Here is an 18,618-nt window from a genome sequence, read left to right as displayed (position 1 = left end):
CGCGTCCAGTCCCGGTCGCCCGTCTGCCATGTTCGATGAAAACAAGCTGTACCAGCGCATCCAGCACGACTTCCCGCTCCATGCGCGTCCCTACCTTTCCACTGGCGAGGCGTTCGACCTCGCCGAACACACCGTTCTGAGCCTGCTCGCACGCGATGTGGGCAGCGGCCGCATCAGCCGAATCGGTGCCGTGTTCGCACCGAATACCATCGGGGCCAGCACCGTTGCGGCGCTGAACATTCCCGTTGCCCGACTTGAGCGCGTCGTGGAGCGCATCAACGACGATCCCGCCATCAGCCAGAGCCACGTGCGCGACGGCCATCGTTTCAACCTCTGGTTCGTGGCCGGTGCGCGGGATCAGGTTCTGCTCGATGAGGTGCTGAACCGCATTGGCGCGGATGTGGGCCAGCGCCCCATCGACCTGCCGCTGGAAAGGGAGTACCGGGCCGACCTGGGCCTGCCGCTGGCGCCCGGCCACGGCTGCCACGGACCGGACGCGTTGGACAAACCCAGCAGCCTCAAGCACCCGGTACGGCCAGCGCTCGACGAGGCCGACTGGCGTCTGGCTGCCGCGCTGGAGGTGGGCCTGCCGCTGACGCCGCATCCCTATCACGCGCTCGCGCGGCGTAGCGGATTGTCGTTGCCAGAAACGCTGAGACGGCTTACCGCGTGGCGCCAGTCCGGCGTGATCCGGCGTTTCGGCGCCATCCTGCGCCACCGCCATTTCGGCTATACGCACAATGTCATGTGTGTCTGGAATGTGCCCGACAATCGCGTGGATTCGGTCGGGGTACGGCTGGCCCAGGTGCCGTACGTCACGATGTGTTTCCGCCGTCCGCGTCGCTTGCCCACGTGGCAGTACAACCTCTTCGCCATGGTTCATGCGCGCAGCGAACAGGAACTCGCCACAACGCTCGCACGCTTCCATGCGATGGACGACCTCGCCCACGCGCCAAGTGCCGTGCTGCGTGCCAGCCACTGCTACAAGCAGCGCGGCACGCACTACGGCAGCGTCATGCCCGAGTTCTAGCCAGTGGATGTTGGCGAGGAAGTTGGCGAGGAAGTTGGCGAGGATGCGTGCGCAGTCGTTTGCGCCGGCGTCGCCGCAGGCTCCGGAAACAGCAACGCCAGCCGCCGCGCCAGTGCCCCCAGCCACTCGGGCCGGGGCGCGGCATCGAGCCAGTATTTCACTTCGAGCCCGAGTGCCGTGTCACCGCGTATCGACAGCCGCCGCTGGAAAAACAGCGTATCGGTATCGGCATCCCCGCCGATCAAACGCAGATAGCTGAGCGCATTGGCGTGCAGCGTCAGATCGCTTTCGGCGCCGTCGAACGGTCCAGCCCGGAATTTTCCGTCCCGGCAGCGAAAACGCACTTCCAGCCCCATGTCGTCGACGGTCAGCGAGAAGGTCCGGCCTTCAAGCGCAGCAGGCGGCTCCATCCATCCCGCGCGACGCATCGCTTCCAGTGCAGCCACCAACGGTGCCGCGCGCAGCGGGGCAGGCATACGCCGATGCACCCGCGTCATCATCGTGTTCAGGATCGTCATGCCTCTGCGTGCTCCTGCGCAATCCACTGGATGCCCGGGGCACCCGTCCAATACCCGTTGCTCGGCTGGGCGCCCGCCGGCATCGCGGGACTGGGCGCCGCCATGGAATCGCCCCGCCGGATGGCGTCGAGATGCGCAATGGCTTCGAATGTGCCGGTCGCATGCGGACTCACGCGCACGTAGTCGATACCCCCGGCTGCCATGTTCGAGACTTCGCCACACAGGTCGAGGCACGTTGCGCTTTGTGTCTGGATGCCATTGAGCGTGAAGAATGCCTGGCCCTCGCCCGTGTTGGCCACCAGGCCGTCGGGATACTCCAGGCACCGGAACTCGCAGGCATCCTTGCGCAGCCGATGATGGCGCGCCGTGAAGCAACGCGCCGAGAACGCCAGCGGCATGCGTCCCCACACCATCGCCTCCAGCGTCATGCCGGCCGGGCGGGCCGCGCTCAACGACAACATCGAGCGCCCGTCCATCTCCACCGGCACCGTGCACCCCACGGCGCCCAGTTGGTCCAGCCACGCCAGCGTGTCCGCGTGATAGACATTCAGATGCGGACCGCCGACGAAAGGCCGGCGCTCCATGCAGCGCACCGCGCCGAGGTCATTGGCCTCCACCAGGAAATCGTCCTGCGCACAGACGCGGCGCATGACGGCGATATCCGATTCGGACTCGACCAGCACCGGCGTGGACAGGATCACCTGCTTGCCCGCCTCGCGCAGCATCTGCGCAATCTCAATCCATTGGGCGAAGCGCAATTCATGGCGGCGCGTGCAGACGGTCTCGCCCAGATAGACACGATCCACAGGCAGATCGGCCACAGCGGCATAAAAGGACAGGACCGACCGATGCGGCCAGTAGTAAAGCAGGGGCCCGAGCGCAATGCGAAAGTCATCGCGCTCGGGTGGGAATACGAGGGACGTGGGCATGGTTGTGATGGAAAGTGGGGAACAGAAGTTGCCGCGACGGGAGACGGTAGACGTCAGCGCCAGGGCCTGTCGTACGCCCCCTGGGTCACCTGGTCGCCTTCTGCGTGGCGGCCCAGCGTAGCCTGCCATTCCTGGCGCGGGGAAAAGCGTTTCGGATCGCGGCAGGCGTCGTCGATGGCGGCGCGCAGCACACCGACCACATCGGCCACATAGCGCGGGCTGCGTTGCCGACCCTCGATCTTGATGGCGGCGATGCCCATGTCGATCAGCGCCGGCAACAGCGACACCGCGTTCAGGCTCGTGGGTTCCTCCAGTACATAACCGCGCTCGCCTTCCACCGTGAACCGTCCCTTGCAGAGCGTGGGATAGCCGGCGGGCTCACCCGGCGCGTAGCGGTCGATCAGGATGCCCGAGAGGCGCGCGTCCATCGTGCCGTCGTGTTCGTCCCATCGCACCGCGTGCGCGGGCGAGCAGACGCCCTTGTTGTTCGGCGAATCGCCGGTGGCATACGACGACAGCAGGCAGCGGCCCTCCGCCATCACGCACAGGCTGCCGAAGCCGAACACCTCCAGCTCCATATCGGTCTGCCGCGCCAGCTTCGCGATCTGCGGCACGGACAAGACGCGCGGCAGCACCACGCGGCGAATGCCGAACTGCTGGCGCATCAACGCGATGGCGTCGAGATGGGTAGCGGAACCCTGCACGGAAAGATGGATGCGCAGCGAGGGGTGCCGTCTGGCGGCGTAGGCAATCAGGCCGGCGTCGGCCATGATCACCGCATCGGCGCCCAGTCCAGCCGCCGCATCCACAGCGTGGTGCCAGCGTTCGACCTGGCCCATCTGCGCGAAGGTATTGATCGCGAACAGCACCTCTGCGCCACGCGCATGGGCTTCGGCCACGCCCTTGCGGATATCGTCTTCGCTGAAATTGAGTCCACCGAAATTGCGCGCGTTGGTGGCATCGCGCAGCCCCAGGTAGACGGCATCGGCGCCGTGCTGCAACGCCATGCGCAGTGCGGCGAGGGAACCGGCGGGCGCCACAAGCTGGGGCCGCCGGATGATGCGCTGCTCGGAAGTGGAATACGGCGTCTCGGGAGGAGAATCTGGAAGGCGGCCGGTGGCATCGGCCGTGACTGCAGTCATTGCGGGCATCCGGGAAAGGAACTGTCGGATGCTAGCCATTCAACGAAGCCGTACTATTGATGTCGCGCAAAAGAATCCGTCTACGCGGGAACCCCACAGCACGCCCGTCACAGCCCTCCCCCCATCAGGGGATGGCCGCACCCAACCGTGCCGACAGCCGATTGGCCAGCGCGCGCACCTGCCGCCCGATCGCCTGCCCGGTAGCCGCGTCGATCTCGCTGCTCAGGTAACTCACCGCCACGGCCCCGGCGGCCACCGATCGCGTGGCATCGAACACCGGCGCACCAAAGCACGTCATGCCTTCCCTCATCTGCCCGTTGTCGATCGAATAGCCGTCGCTGCGCACCTGCTCGAGTTCGTCGATCAACTGCGCGGCCGATGCCACGCTCGCGCGCGTGAGCGGCGGCGGCAGGCCATGGGCAAACATGTGGTGGACATCCGCCGTATGCAGCGTGCTCAGGATGGCCTTGCCCGTGGCGGTATAAGGCGCGGGCAGCCGCATGCCGATGCGGAACGTCACACCGAGCGGCCGGTCGCCGTTCTGGCATGCCAGATAGACCACCTCTGTCCCGTCGAGCATCGACAACGTGACCGTGGCATCGTGAAACGCATCGGTCTCGCTCCACATCGCGTGAAACTCCCCGGTGATCTGCGTCTGCGACAGGAAGGCATTGGCCCAGCCCATGACGTGCGGACCCAGCGCCATCGCGCCATTGGGCAGCCGCTTGAGCAGTTGCAACTGGACGAGCGTGTCGCACATGCCGTGCAGCGAGCTTTTGGGTGCGCCGGTCAGCCGCGTCAGGTCGGCCAGCGTCAGAGGATCGGACGCGGCGGCGATGGCGTCGATCACCTGGACGGCGCGTACCACCGCTGGCGAGGTGGGGCGTGCGGCATCGTCAGGCGAGTAAGTGGACTTGGGCATGAGGCGGCAGTAGCGACGGATTCAAGATTGAGGGAACGGCCACGCCCCACTGGCAGTCTTTCCGGCATGGGCGTATGATTTGATGGTCGTTCCACATACCGAATACTAGTTCAACCTATTGAACATAGGCAACCCGAACTTCCACGCAACCCGGAAACCCCCGCCATGCAACTCAAAGACCCCTCGCTGTTCCGCCAACAGGCTTATATCGATGGCAATTGGGTGGCCGCCGACTCCGGCGCCACGTTCGATGTGACCGATCCGGCCACGGGCGAGGTCATCGCCCGCGTCGCGGACCTGGGCGCCGCCGAGACCGAACGTGCCATCGTTGCCGCCGAGGCCGCGCAGAAGGAATGGGCCGCGAAGACCGGCAAGCAGCGCGCCACGATCCTGCGCCGCTGGTTCGACCTGATGATCGCCAACACCGACGACCTCGCCCTGCTGATGACGCGCGAGCAAGGCAAGCCGCTGGCCGAGGCCAGGGGCGAGATCGCCTATGCCGCCAGCTTTATCGAGTGGTTCGCGGAAGAAGCCAAGCGCGTGGATGGCGAAGTGCTGGCCACGCCTGCCGCAGACAAGCGCCTCGTCACGTTGCGCCAGCCGGTAGGCGTCTGCGCCGCCATCACGCCGTGGAATTTCCCGGCTGCGATGATCACGCGCAAGGCCGCGCCCGCACTGGCTGCCGGCTGCGCCATTGTCATCAAGCCCGCCGAGCTGACGCCGCTCTCTGCGTTTGCACTGGCTGAACTTGCGCATCGCGCCGGCGTGCCCGCAGGCGTGCTGCAAGTGGTTACCGGTGATTCGAAAACCATTGGCGCGGTGCTGACCGGCAGCCCCATCGTGCGCAAGCTGTCGTTTACGGGCTCCACGGAAGTGGGCCGCATCCTGATGGCGCAATCGGCGCCCACCATCAAGCGCCTGTCGCTCGAACTCGGCGGCAATGCGCCGTTCATCGTGTTCGACGATGCCGATGTCGATGCTGCCGTGGAAGGTGCCATCGCGGCCAAGTATCGCAACGGCGGACAGACCTGCGTCTGCGCCAATCGCTTCTACATCCAGGACGGCATCTACGATGCGTTCGCTGCAAAGTTTGCCGAACGCACCGGCCAGTTGCGCGTGGGCAATGGGCTGGAAGACGGCGTGGTGATCGGACCGCTGATCGAAGAGAAGGCCATCAAGAAGGTGGCTTCGCTCGTGGAGGACGCCACAGCCAAGGGCGGCCGCGTGCTGACCGGCGGCGGCACGCACAAGCTGGGCGGCACGTTCTACACGCCGACCGTGATCGCCGATGCCACCGCCGACATGCGCGTGGCGCGCGAAGAAATCTTCGGACCGGTGGCACCGCTGTTCCGTTTCCAGCGCGATGAAGACGCGATTGCCGCCGCCAACGCCACCGAGTTCGGACTCGCCGCCTACCTCTACACGCGCGATATCGCTCGCGCCTGGCGCACCGGTGAAGCACTCGAATACGGCATGGTGGGCCTGAATACGGGCCTGATCTCGAACGAGGTGGCGCCGTTCGGCGGCATCAAGCAATCCGGCGTCGGCCGCGAAGGTTCGCGCCATGGCATCGAGGAATATCTCGAGATCAAGTATCTTTGCCTGCAAATGTAAGGCGGCCCACTACTCAGAGATCCTAGACATCCGGAGACATCGATGAACCCCTTCCGTTTCCAGACCGCGCCAACCGTGATCGTCGAATTCGGCGCGGCGCGCCGGCTTGGCGCGCTGCTGCGCGAATCCTTTCCGCAGGCGCGTCGCCTCTGCGTGGTCACCGACGGCTTTCTCGCGAAGAGCGGGCTGCTGGCCCCTGCACTCGATGACCTCGGCAAGCATGCGTGGGAAGTCACCGTGATCGACGACGTCATCGCGGACCCGCCCGAACACGTGGTGCTCGAAGCCACCGAGCGCGCGCGCGCTGCCCATGCAGAGGTGGTGCTGGGGCTGGGCGGGGGATCGTCGATGGACGTGGCCAAGCTGATTGCCGTGCTGCTGCCGGCCACGCAATCGCTCAAGGACATGTACGGTGTGAAGAAGGTCACCGGCACGCGGCTGCCGCTCGTGCAGATGCCGACCACGGCGGGCACGGGCTCCGAAGTCACGGCGGTATCCATCGTTACCACGGGCGAGACCACCAAGATGGGTGTGGTCGCGCCGCAGTTGTTTGCCGACCTGGCGATTCTCGATGCGGAACTCACGTTGGGATTGCCGCGCGGCGCCACGGCTGCCACCGGCATCGACGCGATGGTCCACGCGATCGAGGCCTATACGAGCGCGCATCTGAAGAACCCGGTCTCCGACATGCTGGCGGTGCGCGCCCTGCAACTGCTTTCGCAGAACCTGATGCTCGCCTGCGAGAATGGCCACGACCGCAACGCGCGCGAAGCCATGCTGCTGGGCGCGATGTTCGCGGGACAGGCATTTGCCAACTCACCCGTGGCCGCCGTGCATGCCCTGGCCTATCCGATCGGTGGCATCTTCCACGTGGCGCACGGTCTCTCCAATGCGCTGGTACTACCGCACGTGATGAAGTTCAACGCGCCAGCCGCCTGCAAGCGCTATGCCGAACTTTGCGACGTGGTGCTGCCCGGCACCACTGGCAGCGACGAAACCAAGACCGCTGCACTGATCGCGCATATCGAAGGACTGGTCGAGGCTACCGGCATTCCGCGCACGTTGCGCGAAGTGGGCGTAGCGGAAAGTGACCTGCCTCGCATGGCCAGCGACGCCATGCTGCAGACGCGCCTGCTGGTGAACAATCCGCGCGAAGTCACCGAAGCGGACGCCCTGTCGATCTATCGCGCCGCATTCTGACGCCGCTATTTTTACCGCGTCGGCCATATTGCCGCAGCACGCCCGCAAGGTGCGCTGCGGCATTTTCCATGTGGCGTCGTCATATTCCTACACCGATTTCAGCCCCTGCCCGCCTTAATGCGCACCGGCGCTGTCCTAACCTGAACATACCGGGACAAAGCGCGCGGACATGCATTCTCCGCCGTGCGCCAGCGCCACAATAAAGGAGCAAAACATGGGCATCGGTACCATTCTTCTGATCATTCTTATTCTTCTGTTGCTGGGTGCCTTGCCGACATGGCCCTACAGCTCCGGATGGGGTTACGGCCCGAGCGGTGGCCTGGGGCTTATCGTCCTGATCGTCGTCATCCTTGTGGTCCTCGGTCGCATATAGGTCTCGAATTTTTCTCGAAGGAGTCAGCGATGCCAGCGAAATCCAAGGCGCAGCAGATGGCCGCAGGCGCGGCGTTGTCCGCCAAGCGCGGCGAGCGCAAGGCCAGTACGCTCAAGGGCGCCTCGAAGTCGATGGCAAAGTCGATGAGCGAGACGGAACTGAAAAAGATGGCGAGTACCAGCCAGAAGGGAAAGCCGCAGCACAAATCCAAAAGCTGACAGGGTGCTGCGCACGACAACACCGCCTCCGCGTCATGCGCGGAGGCGGTGTTTTTTTATCGATCACTCCGGCACGTACTTGCCGATAAAACCCGGCAGCGTCCTGGCCTTGCTGCTGCGGGCCAGCGGAATGGCGATCGTCATTGCCCGCGCAAACCCTGCGATGCTCTGCAAGTCTTCCTCGACATGACGACGGAAGAATGCGGCCCAGCGAAAGTCACCGTATGCATTGCCTGGCTTGCGATACGCGCCGGCATTGCGCGTGAATGCCGCGAGACTGCGATACGGATCATCGCGCATCGCCATCAGCGTGGCAGGCAGTGCATCGATCTCGAGCCGCTTGCCATGCTCGTCATACGGATGCACATGCCCCATCGCACGCATGCGCTTCCAGAACTTGCCGGGCGACAGATTGCTCAGATCCGTTATCACCTCCACGGGCGCGGACTCCCAGCCCAGTTCGAGCCACGCACGCGCCCAATGGTGATGATCGGCGATATAGAGTGCGCCGCCCGGACCCGCGATGGTCTGGATGCGATGACTTTCCATGAAGCGCTTGCGCGCCGCGTCACTGCGCGGCTTGTTGCTGACCTCCGCCTTCTCATGCATCTGGTAGAGGCCTAGCGTGATCTGCGTGGGACGCAGCGTATCGAGTTCCGCCATTTCCTTGCGCGACATATGCCCCCTGACTAGTTATGGCTCGCGACCTGGCGGTCTACGTAGTGCTCCAGTTCGCTGCCGGGGTCTTCGTTACCGGTACTGTCTTCCGCCACGGCCTCCCTGGCGACCGGGGCGGCATGGTTCGTATGGGCGGAATCCGCCGTTTCGCGCTTGCCTGGCACAGGCCAGCATTCGCCCTCCGGGGCATCCACCAGCGAGGGGGCGCGCTTTGGATCGAAATCGGTCCAGCGTCCGCCTTCCCAATGACCCTTGGCGCGTTCGCAATCCGCGGCGCCCCCCTCGCGCAACACGGACAGCACTTCTTCCCGGCGCTCGCCGCCGGCCCGCGCGGCGAGCAGCACGCCCGGTGCGCGCGCGCCGCCGGGATCGACCGACATGATCGACACATCCCAGACCGAAAAGCCCCTGTCGTACAACTTCTGGGCCGCTTGCTCGGCCTCGGGAATGGACGCGAAACGCCCGGCAACTATCGATGACATGATCGTTTCCTCCGTGTTGAATTCACACCTTGAACGCTATGCGTTGACCACTTCCCCACCGTTGATGTGCAGGATCTGGCCAGTGATATAGCTGGCCGCATCCGAGGCCAGGAAGACATAGCCCGACGCCACCTCGAAGGGTTGGCCGGGCCGCCCCATCGGGGTCTTGCTGCCGAACTCCGACACTTCCTCCGCCGTGAACGTGGAGGGAATCAGCGGCGTCCAGATCGGACCCGGCGCCACCCCGTTGACGCGTATGCCGCGCTTGACCACCTGCAGTGCCAGCGAGCGCGTGAACGCGACAATGGCGCCCTTCGTCGCCGAGTAGTCGAGCAGATGCGCGCTACCGCGATAGGCGGTTACCGAGGTCGTGTTCAGGATCGATGCGCCCTTGCCCAGATGGGGCATGGCGGCACGCGTGACGTGGAACATCGCAAAGACATTGGTGCGGAACGTGGCTTCCACCTGATCCGGTGTCACGTCTTCAATGTCGTCCTGCGGATGCTGTTCCGCCGCATTGTTGATCAGGATGTCGAGCCGGCCGAAGCGCGCAACGGTATCGGCCACGATCTTGTCTGCCTGGGCCACGTCCGCGATGTCGCCAGGCAAGGCCAGCGCCCCCTGCCCGGCTTCCTCGATCAGGCGCTCGGTCTCCTTCGCATCCTCGTGCTCGTCCAGGTAGGCGAACGCCACATCGGCCCCTTCACGCGCGAAGGCCACGGCGATGGCACGCCCGATGCCACTGTCGCCGCCCGTCACCAGCGCCACCTTTCCTTTCAATCGTCCGCTGCCCACGTAGTCGTCGGCGCCGCTGTCCGGCCGAGGCTCCATGTGTGCCTCCACGCCGGGTTGCCGCGACTGATGCTGGGCCGGCACTTTCTTCGGTGTCGACATGGGCCCTCCTCATAGTTGGCATCGCGCAAACCAGGCGCAAAATCCGTGCCGTCGCCGTCTGGTACAGGCGCAGGGTCGTCACTCCGCGCCATCGCGTAACGGTTACACGCGGGGTTACAAGCGATGGCAAGGATTGCCTTCTCCACGCGAACAATGCAAGGCATGAAGCTTGCAGCGCCCAGTCGTTGCCTCAGCCGCCAAGACTTGCCATGCCGAAAAAAACCACACCCAAATCCACACCGAAAGCCACACCGGACGCGACGTCAAAGAAGGATAAGAAGCCCTCGGGCAAGGGCAAACGCAAGCGCGTCTTGCGCGAGGGCGCGGGGCTGATGGTGCCCGTGGATCATTTGCGGCCCACGCAGATCACCGCCGGCAAGTATCACGTCGAGCAGAAAATCCACGTGACGCGGCGGCTCTCCCATGCGGACCTGCCCGCCTTCCTGGACAAGCATCGCATCCATGTGGTTCTTGGCCCGGAGCAATCGCTCTACGTGGTGGACCATCATCACTGGGTACGCGCGTGGCACGAGATGGGCATCGTGATGGTGCCCGCCATCGTGCGGGCCGATCTCAGTCACCTGTCCACGCGCGAGTTCTGGAAATACATGGTGGATCACCACATGGTTCATCCCTACGACGAGCACGGCAAGCGTTGCCCGATCTCGGCACTGCCGCCCGATATCCACGGCATGCGCGATGATCCGTATCGCACCCTGGAGGCATTCGTGCAACTCTCCGGTGGCTATCGCAAGGTCAAGGCGGCCTATCCCGATTTCCGCTGGGCCGACTTCTTCCGCAAGCACATCGCGCCATCGTTCGATACCCACCACGGCTTTGCCACGGCACTGGCAAACGCCGTGCAACTGGCACTGAGCAAGAAGGCACGCGGACTGCCAGGCTACATCGGCCCGTGACTGGCGCGGCGACAGTCAGGGTGCGATATCTCGCGCGTGCGCCAGCACACAGCACAGCAGCAGGTAGGCGCGCTTGAATTCGGCTGCGGCGTCACGCGATGCGCCGTTGCGTGCGTGGCGGAATCCCGCATCGAGGCGCGCTTCGACATCGCGTTCGATATCGGGTTGCACATACAGCGCGCGTTCGCGGTTCTGCCACAGCGCCCTGGTGGCAAGTTGTCGGCTTTCCATGGTCACCGGACACCACGGCGCCTCGTTGCCACCGAGTTCGATCCGCATCTCGCACAATGCCTGCATCAACACGCGTGTCTGGCGCGCGTCGGACCCACGCACGGCGCGTGGCCGTGCAGTGGGGGCGCGTGGCGCCACGTCAGGGGGGAGAGATTCAGCAGCGGGAAGCGACACATAGGCGGCTTCCGAAGAATGCATTGCCGGGCTGCTGCTGTCAGCCTGCAGGCAACTGATGACTGCGTGTTCCACCTTGGCCTCGATTGCACGTTCTGCTTGTTGTTGATGCGTGAAACCATGCAATAGGCGTGCCGGTCATCGCGCACGGATCATGCGGCGCGACGCGACGCGCGCGGGGGCGCCAGCGTGGCTTCCAGCAACACCAGCAGCCGCGCCTCGTCCATGCGCAGGCGCACGCCTGCACGCGGTGCCGGTAAAGCGTGCAACGTGTCGGTCATGAACGCGGCCAGCACATCGGGATGGACATAGCATTTGCGGCAGACAGCCACCGTATTGCGTAGCCGGCGTGCCACTTCCTTGATGACATCGACCACCGCCTTCTTGCGCGCGGTTTCGCTATCGGCAGAGGTCTTGCGCAGCAGCGCCAGCGCATGCACGCTGCCGGCCCACGTACGAAAATCCTTGGCGGTGAATTCGCCGCCCGTGACTTCCTGCAAGTAAGCGTTGACGTCCGCCGATCCGATTTCGCGCACTTGGCCGTCGGGGTCCTTGTACTTGAACAGACTCTGACCCGGCAGTTCGGTGCAATTGCGTACGATGCGTGCAAGCCGCGCGTCGTTGACCGACACATCGTGCGTGACGCCGCTCTTGCCCGTGAACTGGAAGCGCAACCGGCTGCCGCGCACGGCCACATGCTTGCGTCGCAGCGTGGTCAGGCCATACGTGCGATTCTCTTCGGCATAGCGCGGCGTGCCCACGCGTACCAGCGTGGCATCGAGCAGCGTCACCACGGCAGCCAGCACTTTCTCGCGCGGCATGCCGTTGCGCGCAAGATCGCGTGACAGGCGGCCCCGCAGGCGCGGCAGCGCGTGACCGAATGCCATCAGCCGCGCGTACTTGTCAGCGTCGCGTAGCGCGGCCCAGTCCGCGTGATAGAGGTATTGCTTGCGGCCGCGCGCATCGCGACCCGTGGCTTGCAGGTGTCCAGCCGGATCGCAACACACCCAGACTGATTCGTACGCCGGCGGGATCGCCAGCGCGTCGATGCGGGCCTGTGTCGCGGCATCCACGCGCTTGCCTGCGGGCGTCTCATACACGAAGCCCTTGCCGCTGCGTCGACGCGTGATACCGGGTTCGCCGTCGTCGACGTGATGCAGCCCTATCTTGCGCAACGCCACCTCGATGGGCGCACCGGCTGGCGGACGATCCTGTTCTGCGGCGGGAGTGGTGGCGGCTTTCATGTGGCTGCGCAGACGCACAAGGCGTGCCATCGACTGGCTCCCGTGCGCGTCCGGCCATGCCGCCAGGCATTGCAGTTATTACCGGCTCAAAACACATCTTCGCTGCAAACTTGCAAGTCCTGCAAACCGTCGCTATTCCGCGGCACGGGCGGGCTGCGCGGCGATGCGCTGGGGATCGTTGTCGTCCTCATCGCCATCGGCCACGGCCATGGCTTGCTTCGCGGCGTCTGCGCCGCTGTTCGGATCGATGCCATCGTCGGCATCCGCCATGGGGGAAGATGCCTTCGCCGGACGCGAGGGAATCGCCGGACCGGTCCGTGCCTCGGTCACCATCTCGCGCAGCCAGCCGAGCAACAGCTTGGTGTAGGCGCGCTGGCTGTCCTCGGTGGTCAGCCCGTGATCGGCACCCTTGAGCACGCGGTACGTGATGGAGCTGGCCTGGATGCAGGCATCCACGTAGCTGAGTACCGCCGTATGCGGCACGATGTTGTCGTGCTGCGACGCCACCACCAGCACGTCACCCTTGAAATTGGCGCAACTGCGCAGCGCGCGATTGGTCTCGGCGGGCACCACCTTGCGGCGATACGCCACGAGGTCCTGATCCACATGCAGTTGCCGCTTCGGAGACTCCCAGCCGCTGTCCATGTACAGCGCGGGCGCACGGAACGCCAGCCATCGCACGGGCCGCAGTTCGCACAGCACCGCCGCGAGGTAGCCACCGTAGCTGCTGCCCACCACGGCGATGGCGTTGCGATCCACTTCAGGATGCCGCACCAGCACATCGTAGGCGGCCAGCACATCGGCCAGGTTGCGCATGCGACTGACGGTTTCGTATTGGGAGGAGGTGCCGGCGTGTCCGGTCAGGTCGAACGTCATGCAGACGGCGCCGATACCGGCCACCTCCCGCGCGCGCGCCAGGTATTGCTGCTGGCTGCCGCCCCAGCCGTGCACGAACAGCACGCCGGGCAGCTTGGTGGCCGGTGAAATCACCGTGCCGGCAATCATGCCTCCATCGGTATGGATCTTTATGGATTCTTCATGTGTGGCCATCGGATACGGACTCCAGTCTCGCGTACTTGGTCAGTGCGCCGACGTTGCGGTCTTCGCCCTGGAAGTAAACGTCGGCATCTTCGGGCACCTTGGGGTTGGCGCCATAGATTTCCCGCGTGCAGGCCGTGGCACGCACGCAGGCCGGGTCTGCCTGGAACGCGGCCAGCGCTGCCAGCTCCGCGCCCGTGGCGCCGCCTACGCGCCAGGATTGCTCCAGCACGCCCAGCCGCTGCACGCCACCGGCGGTGCCCATCGCCACGTCATAGTTGCAGCGCGACACCAGCACGCCGGGAAAGCACGCCACTGCCGCCGCGTGATAGGCGATGGCGGCGCGCACAGCCTCGTGCAAGTGGGCTTCGATCGGATGCGCCAGCAGGTTTTCCAGCGTACCGCGCACCACGCGCAGTGTGGACCCGCCATAGACCTGCTGGCCCGAGTTGTTCGGCGTCAGATCCTGCGTGCCGCAATAGCTGGCCTGCAGCCCGCCCACTTCCACCTGCCCGACACTGAACGTGGTCACGGCGTCGAGATTGCGCTCCACCACCAGCCCCTCGTCCGCCACGCGCTCCGCATCGAGGGATTGCAGCGCGGCATCGAGTTCCGCCTCGTCCGCCACCACCTGTTGTCCGAGCCCGCCGATCCCGCAAGGTTCCTTGATGCGCACCGCGCCCTCGTCGAGCATCGCCAGCGCGGCACGGCGCGCGTCGTCGAGCGTGAATGCCGTGAAGCCGGGCAGCACATGCGGCTTCACCTGTGCGGCAAACTCTTCGCTCCAGCCCTCCGGCGCACGCGCATCGGGTGCGATGAGTCCGTGCGAGATCGCCTTCGTGCCGATAAAGGCATGCGGCACCACGCCGCCGAACAGGTCGGCAAGGCTCTGGATGCCAAGCTGGCGCGCGGTGTCTACGCCCACCAGCGTATCTGCGGGAATGAAGTAGAAGCGCCCTGCCGAGGGCACATGCGTGTTGGCATCGTAGCTGCCCGCGAACTGAAAGCCCGCGAGCCGCGCCACCCGCTCCGCAATACCCTTGAGCGTGGTGCCCTGATGGCTGGCCGGGTCGTTGAAATCCGCACGGCCATATAGCACCACGCGGACATCGCGGTGGTCGGTACGCTGTTCTGCGTCAGGCGCAATCGCAGGCTCGCCCGCCCTGCCGTGCGCCACTGCTTCGGGAGTCGCCGTCGTTGCCAAGGTGGGCTCCTGTGCGGACTGTGGCCGCGTTGGACTACATGGGTTGGACTACGCTGAAGTTTCCCTGCACGCGTTGCCAGAAGCGTGCCTGCGGCATTCTTCTATGCGGCATTCTTTTGCGGCGCGCGCCCGGTGCGGCTGCCAGCGGCGATATCCTGCGCATCGCCGCGCCGTGCCCGTTGCGCTTTCATCTTGTCCTGGTGGTTCTGGTGCGCTTCGTCGATGGAGTGGCTGCATTTCACGCCGCCCTCTTCATCGGCCAGCTTGGCCAGCTTGCGGTAGAACTCCACCAACTGGCGCAGTTCTTCCTCGTCGAGATCCTCGATGGCCACCAGATGGTTGCTCGCCTCGCGATGCGACGCCAGCAACTCGTTGAGTTTCAGGTGCACGGCAACCGAATCCTTGTTCTGGCTCTGCTGGATCAGGAACACCATCAGGAACGTCACGATCGTGGTGCCGGTGTTGATCACCAGTTGCCAGGTTTCGGAGTAGCCGAACATCGGCCCTGTGATCGCCCAAACCACGACCACGAACAACGCGAGCACGAAGGCCGCCGGAGACCCGGCTTGCCGCGTTGCAGCACCGGCGAACCGGTCGAAAAGGTGAAGAATCCGGCGATGCACGGGCTTGTCCATGAAGCCCCTCCCTTTCTGTCCAGACTGTCTACATTGTAGGAAGCACTCGATTGACAGATAAGCCGGTGGCGTCCTACACGACCGTCGTCCCGCGCCGTGACGTGTCGTTATTACAAGCATGGCGACGTACGGCAAGCGTCGTGGCAGGCATGACGATTGCGTCCCATCGCTCAGTCGTACTCACACAAGGATTGCCATGCCCACGGAAAGCCAAGCCCTGAACGAAACCCGTCCGGAAGAAGAGGACGAAATGCTGCGCGAACGCGTCGGCACCTGCGTGGCCGAAATCTGCGGGGGCGATATGCCCGACAACGTCACCGTCCACGTGGTGGATCGACGCGTCACGCTATCGGGACAGGTGGAAGATATCGACCTGTCGCAGCGGATCGAGAAAGCGGCATCGACGCCGCCCGGCATCCTCGGCGTTTCCAATCAGCTCACCACACGCGTGCCACCACCCCCCTTGCCGCCGGGCCAGCCGGAACGCGCCACCGGCATGCGCGCGGACCCTGCCGAGAAGCCGCCCGGACAGGTGAACCACAAGGTATAAGGCCGCAACAGCGCCACAAGAAAGCCCCGGAAAATGCCGGGGCTTGTCTCGTATGGAGCGCTCAGGCTCAGTTCCACGGATCGTATCGATCCTTCTCCCAGTACGGCGAGATGCCGTAGTACTCGTGAATGGTGGTGGCCCATTGCGAGTTGGCCATGGTGGGCCAATGCTCCTTGTCAAAACCGGGCGCGGCCTTGATGCGTTCCTTTTCCACGCCCAGCACGAAACACTTGCGGCGCGTATCCAGCGTCAATGCCGACCATGGCAGTGCGTGCAGCTTCTCGCCGATGCCCAGGAAGCCGCCCATCGCCAGCACGGCATAGGCAATCCGCCCGCCCAGCACGTCCAGCATGATGTGGTCGATGGTGCCGATTTCCTCGCCCGACGGGTCCACGACCTTGTTGCCTTCGAGCGTGTCGGCGGCCATCACGAATGGTCCGCAGCCAATGCCATTCTTCTGCTCGGCGTCACCGATGATCGATGCGCCCCGGGCCTGAGCGGCCGATGGCGATTGCGGCGGTACTTGCGGGTCCAAGGGCTTCATGTGCGATTCCTCCTAGGTGAACGACATTCACGAGTACGACATCCACGAATCATCAACGACCCACCGGTACGGGCGGCACCAGCGGATCGAAGTCTTCCCAATTTCCATCGCGCCATTGGCCATCGGCGCGCTCAACATCCTGTGCGCCGTTCTGGCGCAGTTCGTTGGCCACTAGTGAAGTGTTGTCGGAACTGACGTGCGCGGCCAGCAGTACACCGGCATGCCGCACCCGCACATTGCGTCCACTGGTCTGCGACAACGCGCCCATCAGCGATCCTGCATACGCACCGACTCCCGTGGCACACACCAGTACCAGGATCAGCACCCACGGTTGCGGCGGTGCGGCATACCAGGCGCGTAATGCAGCGGCCAGGCAGATACCGACACCGGCACCGAGTGCGGCACCCATCAACACGCCGCGCCCGGCGCCCCTGCCCGCGTGCTTCGCACCCGGGTCCACGGCTTCATCGCCGCCAATCGGGTAGGTGCCGTGCTGTCCCGGCGGGTTCACATAAAACATGGTCAGATCGTCCTGCCTGACGCCTTTCGCCATCAAACGCGTTGCGGTGGTCTCGGCGTGGGCAAACGTTTCGAAACGTCCTGCGATGATCGTAGACATCCTGTGGCTCCGTTCAAGGCATGTTGCAATGCGGTGGTGGAGTCGCGCGTGCAGCGGCAGCGACGCACCCCAAGGATTGGCGCGTTGTGCGGGCTTCAGTGCTTCTTCCCGCCCTTTGCCGCCTTGGCGCCCTTGTCGCTGGCGCCCGGACGGTCCGCTGCGGCGGTATCTCCCGCTGGCTGGTGCTCGCTGCCTTTCTTGAGCTTCCAGTCCACATCGTCGCGCGCAGTCTGCGTCTGCCGTTCGGCATGCTGGGCAGCACCGGGCGAAATAGGATCGCTGGCGGGGAACGTCATATCGAGCGCATCGTCCACGGCAGACTGATAGGTCTTGGCTTTGTGGGCCTTGTCCTGTGTCTTGTCGGACCTGGTGCTGCCCGATTTATCGGAGGTCCTGGTGGACGGCTTTGCGGAAGGCTTGGCATTTGGCATGGCGTCTCTCCGGATTGGGTTTCCGAGGAGAGACGATGCAAGGGATGGGCCAGCCGTGGAAGGTCGGCTGCAGGGCACAGCGCGGGGCTGGGGAGGCGCAACCGTCGCTGCAGTTTGTGCGCCCTGCGGTAAAAACTACTGCGTCACGATCAGGCTGCTACCGCACCCGACGTGCGCGGGAAACGTACCGCAATGCACACGGAGACGTTGTCGCTGTCGCAGTCCTGGTTCTCTGCGGTCAACACCGCGCCCTGCATTTCCACCATGCGGCGCGTCAACAGCAGCGAGGCGCTTTGCCGGGGCGAGTGACCGCCTTCGGGAGGCGGGCGCCGGTCGAAGAATTCCGACAACGCCGCGAGACGCGATTCGCCGCGGGAACGCTCCAGCGGCGCGCTTTCGGTAATGCGGAATTTCACGTAATCCGCCTCGGCAGTCAGGTGTACGCGTACCGATCCGCCGGCTGGCGCGCGCCAGATGCAGTGCGTCAGCAGGTGCCGCAGCAGCGGCGCGATACGCAGGGAGTCGCCCGGCACCATGAAACTGGCCCCGCCTTCTCCGTCATGGTCCTGGCATTCCAGCGATCCAATCATGACGCCGCGCGCCTCGGCCGCCGGGCGTTTGTCGGCAATGGCCTGCCCAGCCTCCACGCGCAGGTCGGTCTCGGCCCAGGCGGACGCCCGCGCATCGGCCAGCAAGCGCACCCCTTCTTCCATTTCCTCGATCAGGGCCAGTTGCTGGTTCATGCCCGCGCGCATGCCGTCCAGTGCGCGCTGTGCCGGGGCCGCCACCGTACCGATGGAACGGTCCAGCACATAGCTCCAGCTCTGGATGGCGTTCAGCGACGAGCGCAAATCGTGCGATACCTGCTCGATCAGCGCGCAGACTTCATCGATACCGTGTACCGGCGCCGGCGCATCGCAGGCATCGCAGCCTTCGGGGGAAGGGCCGCTGGATGGCGAAGGTGGGGGTGTTGCGTCAGCCATGGTGATCCATAGACATTCGATTCGAACGGAAAACGCCGTTCACTCCCC

General features: G+C 64.8%; 23 protein-coding genes. 7 read left to right on the top strand and 16 right to left on the bottom strand.

Annotated elements, in window-relative coordinates; all coding sequences use genetic code 11:
- Nucleotides 1–28: 28 nt before the first annotated feature.
- Nucleotides 29–1,030 (top strand): Lrp/AsnC family transcriptional regulator, encoded by a 1,002-nt coding sequence (locus tag GA566_RS17215; RefSeq protein ID WP_160473477.1) that lies wholly within the window; start codon nucleotides 29–31, stop codon nucleotides 1,028–1,030.
- Here the strand turns inward: GA566_RS17215 and GA566_RS17210 are convergent.
- From GA566_RS17210 to GA566_RS17195, 4 genes are all read right to left on the bottom strand, one after another.
- On the bottom strand, nucleotides 1,027–1,548 hold the full coding sequence (locus GA566_RS17210; RefSeq protein ID WP_137924795.1) for an SCP2 domain-containing protein: 522 nt from the start codon (nucleotides 1,546–1,548) through the stop codon (nucleotides 1,027–1,029). The two genes, GA566_RS17215 and GA566_RS17210, sit on opposite strands and share 4 nt — an antisense overlap.
- Complete coding sequence (locus tag GA566_RS17205; RefSeq protein ID WP_160473476.1) at nucleotides 1,545–2,477, bottom strand: U32 family peptidase; 933 nt, start codon at nucleotides 2,475–2,477, stop codon at nucleotides 1,545–1,547. Before GA566_RS17205 ends, GA566_RS17210 begins: the two co-directional genes overlap by 4 nt.
- A gap of 53 nt (nucleotides 2,478–2,530) precedes the next feature.
- The gene (locus tag GA566_RS17200; RefSeq protein ID WP_160474636.1) at nucleotides 2,531–3,484 is read right to left on the bottom strand and encodes a peptidase U32 family protein; all 954 of its coding nucleotides are present in this window, start codon (nucleotides 3,482–3,484) and stop codon (nucleotides 2,531–2,533) included.
- Nucleotides 3,485–3,743: 259 nt separating this feature from the next.
- Nucleotides 3,744–4,541 (bottom strand): IclR family transcriptional regulator, encoded by a 798-nt coding sequence (locus tag GA566_RS17195; RefSeq protein ID WP_137924793.1) that lies wholly within the window; start codon nucleotides 4,539–4,541, stop codon nucleotides 3,744–3,746.
- A gap of 165 nt (nucleotides 4,542–4,706) precedes the next feature.
- Here GA566_RS17195 and GA566_RS17190 point away from each other — a divergent pair, with 165 nt between their 5' ends.
- From GA566_RS17190 to GA566_RS17175, 4 genes are all read left to right on the top strand, one after another.
- The gene (locus tag GA566_RS17190; RefSeq protein ID WP_137924792.1) at nucleotides 4,707–6,155 is read left to right on the top strand and encodes an NAD-dependent succinate-semialdehyde dehydrogenase; all 1,449 of its coding nucleotides are present in this window, start codon (nucleotides 4,707–4,709) and stop codon (nucleotides 6,153–6,155) included.
- A gap of 42 nt (nucleotides 6,156–6,197) precedes the next feature.
- Nucleotides 6,198–7,355 carry an iron-containing alcohol dehydrogenase gene (locus GA566_RS17185; protein WP_137924791.1) on the top strand — a complete coding sequence of 386 codons (1,158 nt, stop codon included), beginning with the start codon at nucleotides 6,198–6,200 and terminating at the stop codon, nucleotides 7,353–7,355.
- A gap of 214 nt (nucleotides 7,356–7,569) precedes the next feature.
- Nucleotides 7,570–7,728, top strand: coding sequence for a DUF3309 family protein (locus tag GA566_RS17180; RefSeq protein WP_137924790.1), 159 nt, complete (start codon nucleotides 7,570–7,572; stop codon nucleotides 7,726–7,728).
- 29 nt (nucleotides 7,729–7,757) lie between these two features.
- Nucleotides 7,758–7,946, top strand: coding sequence for a DUF3008 family protein (locus GA566_RS17175; protein ID WP_137924789.1), 189 nt, complete (start codon nucleotides 7,758–7,760; stop codon nucleotides 7,944–7,946).
- A gap of 63 nt (nucleotides 7,947–8,009) precedes the next feature.
- Here the strand turns inward: GA566_RS17175 and GA566_RS17170 are convergent, their stop codons facing one another.
- From GA566_RS17170 to GA566_RS17160, 3 genes are read right to left on the bottom strand one after another with little or no spacing between them, the layout of a single operon-like run.
- Entirely contained in the window at nucleotides 8,010–8,624 is a 615-nt protein-coding gene (locus tag GA566_RS17170; RefSeq protein ID WP_160473475.1) for a ParB-like protein, read from the bottom strand.
- Between the two features lie 11 nt (nucleotides 8,625–8,635).
- The gene (locus tag GA566_RS17165) at nucleotides 8,636–9,106 is read right to left on the bottom strand and encodes a hypothetical protein (RefSeq protein WP_137924787.1); all 471 of its coding nucleotides are present in this window, start codon (nucleotides 9,104–9,106) and stop codon (nucleotides 8,636–8,638) included.
- Between the two features lie 36 nt (nucleotides 9,107–9,142).
- Entirely contained in the window at nucleotides 9,143–10,000 is an 858-nt protein-coding gene (locus GA566_RS17160; RefSeq protein WP_137924786.1) for an SDR family oxidoreductase, read from the bottom strand.
- A 332-nt stretch (nucleotides 10,001–10,332) separates the two neighbouring features.
- On the opposite strand from GA566_RS17160, the gene GA566_RS17155 reads away from it, so the two are divergent.
- Nucleotides 10,333–10,917, top strand: coding sequence for a ParB/Srx family N-terminal domain-containing protein (locus tag GA566_RS17155; protein ID WP_237380731.1), 585 nt, complete (start codon nucleotides 10,333–10,335; stop codon nucleotides 10,915–10,917).
- 15 nt (nucleotides 10,918–10,932) lie between these two features.
- Here the strand turns inward: GA566_RS17155 and GA566_RS17150 are convergent, their stop codons facing one another.
- The 5 genes from GA566_RS17150 to GA566_RS17130 form a co-directional block, all read right to left on the bottom strand.
- Nucleotides 10,933–11,346, bottom strand: coding sequence for a hypothetical protein (locus GA566_RS17150; RefSeq protein WP_160473473.1), 414 nt, complete (start codon nucleotides 11,344–11,346; stop codon nucleotides 10,933–10,935).
- A 128-nt stretch (nucleotides 11,347–11,474) separates the two neighbouring features.
- Nucleotides 11,475–12,596, bottom strand: a complete 1,122-nt coding sequence (locus GA566_RS17145) for a DNA topoisomerase IB (RefSeq protein WP_160473472.1) — start codon at nucleotides 12,594–12,596, stop codon at nucleotides 11,475–11,477.
- Between the two features lie 102 nt (nucleotides 12,597–12,698).
- Nucleotides 12,699–13,616, bottom strand: coding sequence for a S9 family peptidase (locus tag GA566_RS17140; protein WP_137924782.1), 918 nt, complete (start codon nucleotides 13,614–13,616; stop codon nucleotides 12,699–12,701).
- Entirely contained in the window at nucleotides 13,603–14,808 is a 1,206-nt protein-coding gene (locus GA566_RS17135; protein ID WP_202126823.1) for a DUF3182 family protein, read from the bottom strand. Before GA566_RS17135 ends, GA566_RS17140 begins: the two co-directional genes overlap by 14 nt.
- Nucleotides 14,809–14,909: 101 nt before the next feature.
- Complete coding sequence (locus GA566_RS17130; RefSeq protein WP_160473471.1) at nucleotides 14,910–15,443, bottom strand: low affinity iron permease family protein; 534 nt, start codon at nucleotides 15,441–15,443, stop codon at nucleotides 14,910–14,912.
- Nucleotides 15,444–15,639: 196 nt separating this feature from the next.
- Between GA566_RS17130 and GA566_RS17125 the strand changes: the two genes are divergently transcribed.
- Nucleotides 15,640–15,993, top strand: a complete 354-nt coding sequence (locus GA566_RS17125) for a BON domain-containing protein (RefSeq protein ID WP_137924780.1) — start codon at nucleotides 15,640–15,642, stop codon at nucleotides 15,991–15,993.
- Nucleotides 15,994–16,060: 67 nt separating this feature from the next.
- Here GA566_RS17125 and GA566_RS17120 read toward each other — a convergent pair whose 3' ends face one another.
- From GA566_RS17120 to GA566_RS17105, 4 genes are all read right to left on the bottom strand, one after another.
- A complete protein-coding gene (locus GA566_RS17120) occupies nucleotides 16,061–16,537 on the bottom strand; it encodes a PRC-barrel domain-containing protein (protein ID WP_137924779.1) in 477 nt (158 codons plus the stop codon).
- Between the two features lie 52 nt (nucleotides 16,538–16,589).
- Complete coding sequence (locus tag GA566_RS17115) at nucleotides 16,590–17,156, bottom strand: hypothetical protein (protein ID WP_137924778.1); 567 nt, start codon at nucleotides 17,154–17,156, stop codon at nucleotides 16,590–16,592.
- Nucleotides 17,157–17,251: 95 nt separating this feature from the next.
- On the bottom strand, nucleotides 17,252–17,587 hold the full coding sequence (locus GA566_RS17110; protein ID WP_237380438.1) for a hypothetical protein: 336 nt from the start codon (nucleotides 17,585–17,587) through the stop codon (nucleotides 17,252–17,254).
- Between the two features lie 149 nt (nucleotides 17,588–17,736).
- Nucleotides 17,737–18,570 carry a HAMP domain-containing sensor histidine kinase gene (locus tag GA566_RS17105; protein ID WP_237380437.1) on the bottom strand — a complete coding sequence of 278 codons (834 nt, stop codon included), beginning with the start codon at nucleotides 18,568–18,570 and terminating at the stop codon, nucleotides 17,737–17,739.
- Nucleotides 18,571–18,618: the final 48 nt, after the last annotated feature.

The sequence above is a fragment of the Cupriavidus sp. SW-Y-13 genome (genome assembly GCF_009793345.1).
Lineage (GTDB): Bacteria > Pseudomonadota > Gammaproteobacteria > Burkholderiales > Burkholderiaceae > Cupriavidus.
This window is presented reverse-complemented; position numbering and strand designations above follow the sequence as displayed.